This window comes from Paenibacillus sp. P4_A9, assembly GCF_056402415.1.
Window position 1 is genome coordinate 1 of sequence record NZ_JBFUHL010000143.1, and the last position, 4,775, is coordinate 4,775.

5 protein-coding genes are annotated in these 4,775 nt (G+C 42.7%); all 5 read left to right on the forward strand.

Annotated elements, in window-relative coordinates; genetic code table 11:
• Positions 1-826, forward strand: an 826-nt coding sequence (locus AC1DVJ_RS30005; protein WP_477596412.1) for a toxic anion resistance protein, incomplete at its 5' end; no start/stop codon positions are given.
• A gap of 138 nt (positions 827-964) precedes the next feature.
• Positions 965-1,789, forward strand: coding sequence for a DUF6492 family protein (locus tag AC1DVJ_RS30010; protein ID WP_477596414.1), 825 nt, complete (start codon positions 965-967; stop codon positions 1,787-1,789).
• The gene (locus AC1DVJ_RS30015) at positions 1,786-2,907 is read left to right on the forward strand and encodes a glycosyltransferase family 4 protein (protein ID WP_477596417.1); all 1,122 of its coding nucleotides are present in this window, start codon (positions 1,786-1,788) and stop codon (positions 2,905-2,907) included. Before AC1DVJ_RS30010 ends, AC1DVJ_RS30015 begins: the two co-directional genes overlap by 4 nt.
• 33 nt (positions 2,908-2,940) lie before the next feature.
• Positions 2,941-4,284 carry a sugar phosphate nucleotidyltransferase gene (locus AC1DVJ_RS30020; protein ID WP_477596419.1) on the forward strand — a complete coding sequence of 448 codons (1,344 nt, stop codon included), beginning with the start codon at positions 2,941-2,943 and terminating at the stop codon, positions 4,282-4,284.
• Between the two features lie 166 nt (positions 4,285-4,450).
• Positions 4,451-4,775 (forward strand): hypothetical protein (locus tag AC1DVJ_RS30025; protein WP_477596421.1); only part of this gene is annotated, 325 nt, incomplete at its 3' end.

The following is a 4,775-nucleotide window of genomic DNA, read 5'->3' on the forward strand; positions in this document are numbered from 1 at the left end:
GAGTAAGAGCAAACAGCTTGGTTTTTTTGAGAAAATGATGAAAAAGACGCCACTGAAAAACTATATTTACAAGTATCAATCCGTGARAACAAACGTAAATGCGATCGTGCAATCCCTTCGAAATGGGAAGGAAACGCTTGAAGAGAATATGGCTTATATGAAAACGCTGAAGAAAAATTCCATAGAGTCCGTCTACAATCTGCAAATGCGGATTGCCATGGGTGAGAATTTAAAGCAGCTTTTCGAAGTCGAAATTGCCAAGCCCGAGAATGAACATCGTAAAACACATTTGGAGAGAGGACTTCGTAAGGTTGTGACGCGCATCCAGTCCTTTCAAGAGATGGTCATCTTATATCAACAAGCGATTGCAGGAACAGACATAATCAATGACAATAACGATAAACTCATTGATGCCGTTGATGCGACTATCGATAAAACACAGAATCTGCTTACGGTGTCTGCCATGATCTCCATGGCCATTGAGGATCAAGTTCAAACCATTGAAGCTGTAAATTCCGCGAATTCAACGCTGAATAAAATGTTCGAGGATAACTCGCGATTGTTGAAAGAAACAACGCAAAGAACGAACGAGTTACTCGGAAAACCAGGGTTGCAAATGGACTCGATCGAAAGAGGAATGACCGATCTTTTCGCTGCATTGGATTTATTTGAACAGTCGAATCGGACAATCATTCAATCAGCAACGGAGTATACTGGGCGACTAGGGAACATTAGCCAGCAAATGACGCAACGACTTGGTTTAACGCCTGGGAATAAAACGAATGCAGAAATAAAAGCTTCGGAGTTAAGTGGGCTTTTGGAATAAATTGTATAAGATGTAATGGCTGTCAGGGAGCTAATCCTTGGCGGCTTTTTTTTATGGCGTCACCCTGCCTCTTAACCCATGCCATTTCTTTCTCCTGACATATGATAATCCATACGTTTGAATAATGGAGATGAGCGAATGTTCATGCAAATTAAAGAGGAGCTTAGCCATGCACCTCAAATTGATGTGCTAATCCCAGCGATTGAGAAGGATTTGGGAACACTCCCCCTTGTCATTGACGCAGTAAGGAAATATGTCAAGCATCCGATTGGTGAAATCATTATTGTAGCTCCGTGGAAACAACGAATTATTGATCTATGTGCGAGAAAAGGATGTCGTTTCGTTCATGAAGATACGGTTCTCCCTATCACGAAAAAGGACATCCATTATCAATCCAAAACATGGGATCGGACTGGATGGCTGTATCAGCAGTTACTTAAGTTGAATGGCGATACCTTATGCTCGTCCAAATACTATATGGTCATTGATGCCGATACCGTACTCATTCGACCGCATGTCTTCAAAGTGGGCAACAAGACCGTATTTTACTGCCGGAACTGGAGTCAAGGCGAATATTTTAATACGTATAGAAAGTTGATGGGAAGAAATCGTTCCGCCAGATTGTCCTTCGTTACCCATTACATGTTGTTCGAGAAATCGAAAGTCAAGCAGTTGAAACAAGTTATTGAGTCCAAACATAACACCAGCTGGTATTCGGCGATTATGAAAAGTATGAATAGGTCCAAGCAGTTTGCTTTTTCAGAATTCGAGACATATGGCAATTTTCTTTATTCGCGAGTGTCTAACAAGATGATTTTGAAGCCTGCAAAGAATAGGGGCTTACATGTAAGCAACTCTCAACTTACAGCTTCAAGAATGGCTTCCCTGGCCAAAAGTTATCGGTCCATTTCACTTCATAAACGTAAAGKGTATGTTAAAACCCTCAAGTTGGTGTCCAGATGAAGCCCTATGTAGTGGTTTGGAAAGGACCCGTTCACAAAGCGAGCGGACTTGGTCATGCAAGTAGAGCCTATGCGGCATCTCTCAAACGGAGGGGTGTTGACGTCAGGGTTGGTCACTTGAGAGCTAGTAGAAGACCAACCATAGGCAAACGAGTGCTTATCTATCACGATGTTCCGAGCTATATGCAGTGGGGGAGCGAGCGTAGTTTGTACGATCGTATTATTTTGAACACCGTTTGGGAAACAAGTAAAACGCCTAACGAATGGCTTCGTCATATGAACAAATTTGATGCGGTATGTGTCCCCACACAACATAATAAACGGGCACTTCAGAATAGCGGTGTAACCGTTCCGATTTACATTGTTCCACATGGCGTTAACACCAAGGCATTTCATCCGAACAATAAGAAGTTTGTTTTGCCGCGTGCGGCAGGCAAGTTTACTTTCGTATCCGTATTCGGCTTCCAGCATCGCAAAAATCCAGAAGGCTTGTTAAGAGCGTACTGGGAAGAGTTTTCTTCGAATGATAATGTAATTCTTGTGATCAAAACCAACGGATATCAGCCCTATGAGAATGAGAGATGGATCCAGCGACAAATATCGCAATACAAAAAAAGATTAGGCATATACAAAGATACAGCCCCCGTTGTCGTTATAGGCCGACGACTTAGCGAGAGCCAGTTAAAAGGTTTATATACGCTTGGGAATGCCTTTGTCCTACCGACGCGGGGCGAGGGGGTTGGGCTGCCTTTTTTAGAAGCGTTGGCCAGCGGAACTCCCGTTATCACGACGGCTTGGGGCGGGCAAATGGATTTCCTAACGCATAATAACTCCTTCCTCGTTCCTTATCAGCTGAAGAACCCCTCAATTAGTATAAACAGTAAGCACGCGATCTCACGATCATTCAGCTACCTGTTTGCAGAAAAGGGTCAACTATGGGCGGAACCGGAGCATCATAGTTTGAAAATGATTATGAGAAATGCTTACGAGAATCCCGAGCTTTGCAAGCGGAAGGGAAGACAGGGAAGACTGGATGTTCTTCATCTAACTTGGGAACGTGCAGGGAAGTTGATGAAGCAAGTAGTTGAAAAAGTCATTCAATCGAAGAAATACGAGTGAAGCGTGATGTTCCGCAGGAAAGGAGTATTTGGCTTGCGTATTGTACTATTATGCGGTGGATCAGGAAAAAGGCTTTGGCCTTTATCCAACGAGATCCGTTCCAAAGTGTTTCTTAAGCTTTTGAAATCCGAAGATGGCGTTAGAGAATCCATGATTGAGCGAATATGCAAACAATTGGATGAGGCGGGCTTGCTGCAATCCACATGTATCGTCACACATCAGAGTCAAGTAGAGATAACGCGAAATTATGTTGGTGAGCACATTCCTATCATAAGTGAACCCTATAAAAGAGGAACTTATGCAGCCATCGCTTTAGCTGCCACGTATTTGCATGAGTGCTTGCAAGTTGATGCGGATGAAACGATATGTATTCTCCCCGTAGACACTTATGTGGATTCCGCCTTTTTCCATCTACTGCATCGCTTTCCCGAACTTATTTCCCGTTCAAAGGCAAATCTTGCGCTGCTCGGTACGAAACCTATGAAGCCATCTGATCAATTCGGTTATATAGTTCCGGTTCTCCCCATGGACAACGATGAATTTGCTTTTGTCGATCATTTCATAGAGAAGCCGAATGAGGAAGCTGCTGCTCAGTTAATCCAAAAGCATGCTTTGTGGAACTGTGGTGTATTTGCATTTCCCTTAAGGTTCATGCTTTCCTATTTGAAGGACAAGGGGCATCCAGAACAAGTGAAGGAATGGCTGGCCATTTATGAACAACTTACAAATACAAGCTTCGATCGAGAAGTTGTTGAACACAATCAGCATGCGGTTGTCATGGGGTATGATGGTTCATGGCAAGATGTGGGCAGCTGGAAAGCGCTAACCCCTCATTTGAAAGATAGCGTTATAGGCATGGGTAGAATATCTAATGATTCCGTCAATACACATCTCATTAATGAACTACCCTATCCCATTGAAGTCATTGGCGTCTCGGATCTCATTGTCGCGGCAAATTCAGACGGTATTTTGATTGCGAATAAGGAGAAAGCCCATCTGATCAAGGAAAGACTCACACAAGTATCACCGATGCCGATGTATGGGGAGAAAAGCTGGGGAACGTATCAGATATTGAAATATTGGAGGGATGATCCTCAAGGAAATGAAAGCATGATTAAAATTGTGAAACTCACCCAAGGGAAGCATACGAGTTATCACCAGCATGGTAATCGACAAGAAAGCCTAACGATACTGTCAGGCTGCGCTGAGATTCTTATGGAGGACAAACTGTATAGACTTCGTGAAGGCGATGTGTTGCAAATTCCAGCTGGTACCAAGCATGGGATCAAGGCAGTTACTGATCTTGCGTTAATGGAAGTTTTGTTAGGGAATGAACTGTCAGAAGAAGATATCACTCGAATTTCAATTATATGGTAGAATTTTCTAATGATGTTTGCGTCAGTGGCCTGCTTCGCGGCAGGTTTTTTTTGTTTATCATGGATAGATAAGTAAAAGCAGTATTAGACTCCAAGTAAGTCAACCTCGAATAGGATGTAATGTTCCTATTTTATGGATGCTTGAAGGAGGAGTTGATTAGGATAATATGAAACAATCAAACAATAGTCGAACGATTCGAATAATTATACCTACATCTGTAAGCAGCACTCGGCCTGAAGAGAAAATCACGAAGATTAATTTTGGTGAAGACAACACGAGTGAACGAGTCGTTCAAACGGAAAGAGACATTAGCGTACAACGTATGGATAAGCAAACAGGTAATTGGATTACCGTATACAAGAAAACAAAAATCTCAACAATTGGATCCACAGATTACCGAATTACTTCCGGTTATTTGAACGCTGCTAAACAACATGTCGTCGTTCTTAGCTGCTCGAGGGGAAGCGGCGGCTATTTAACGTATACCATTC

Coding starts and splice junctions, on each gene's coding strand:
- AC1DVJ_RS30015 (WP_477596417.1), top strand. CDS start 1,786: ATGAAGCCCTATGTAGTGGTTTGGAAAGGACCCGTTCACAAAGCGAGC.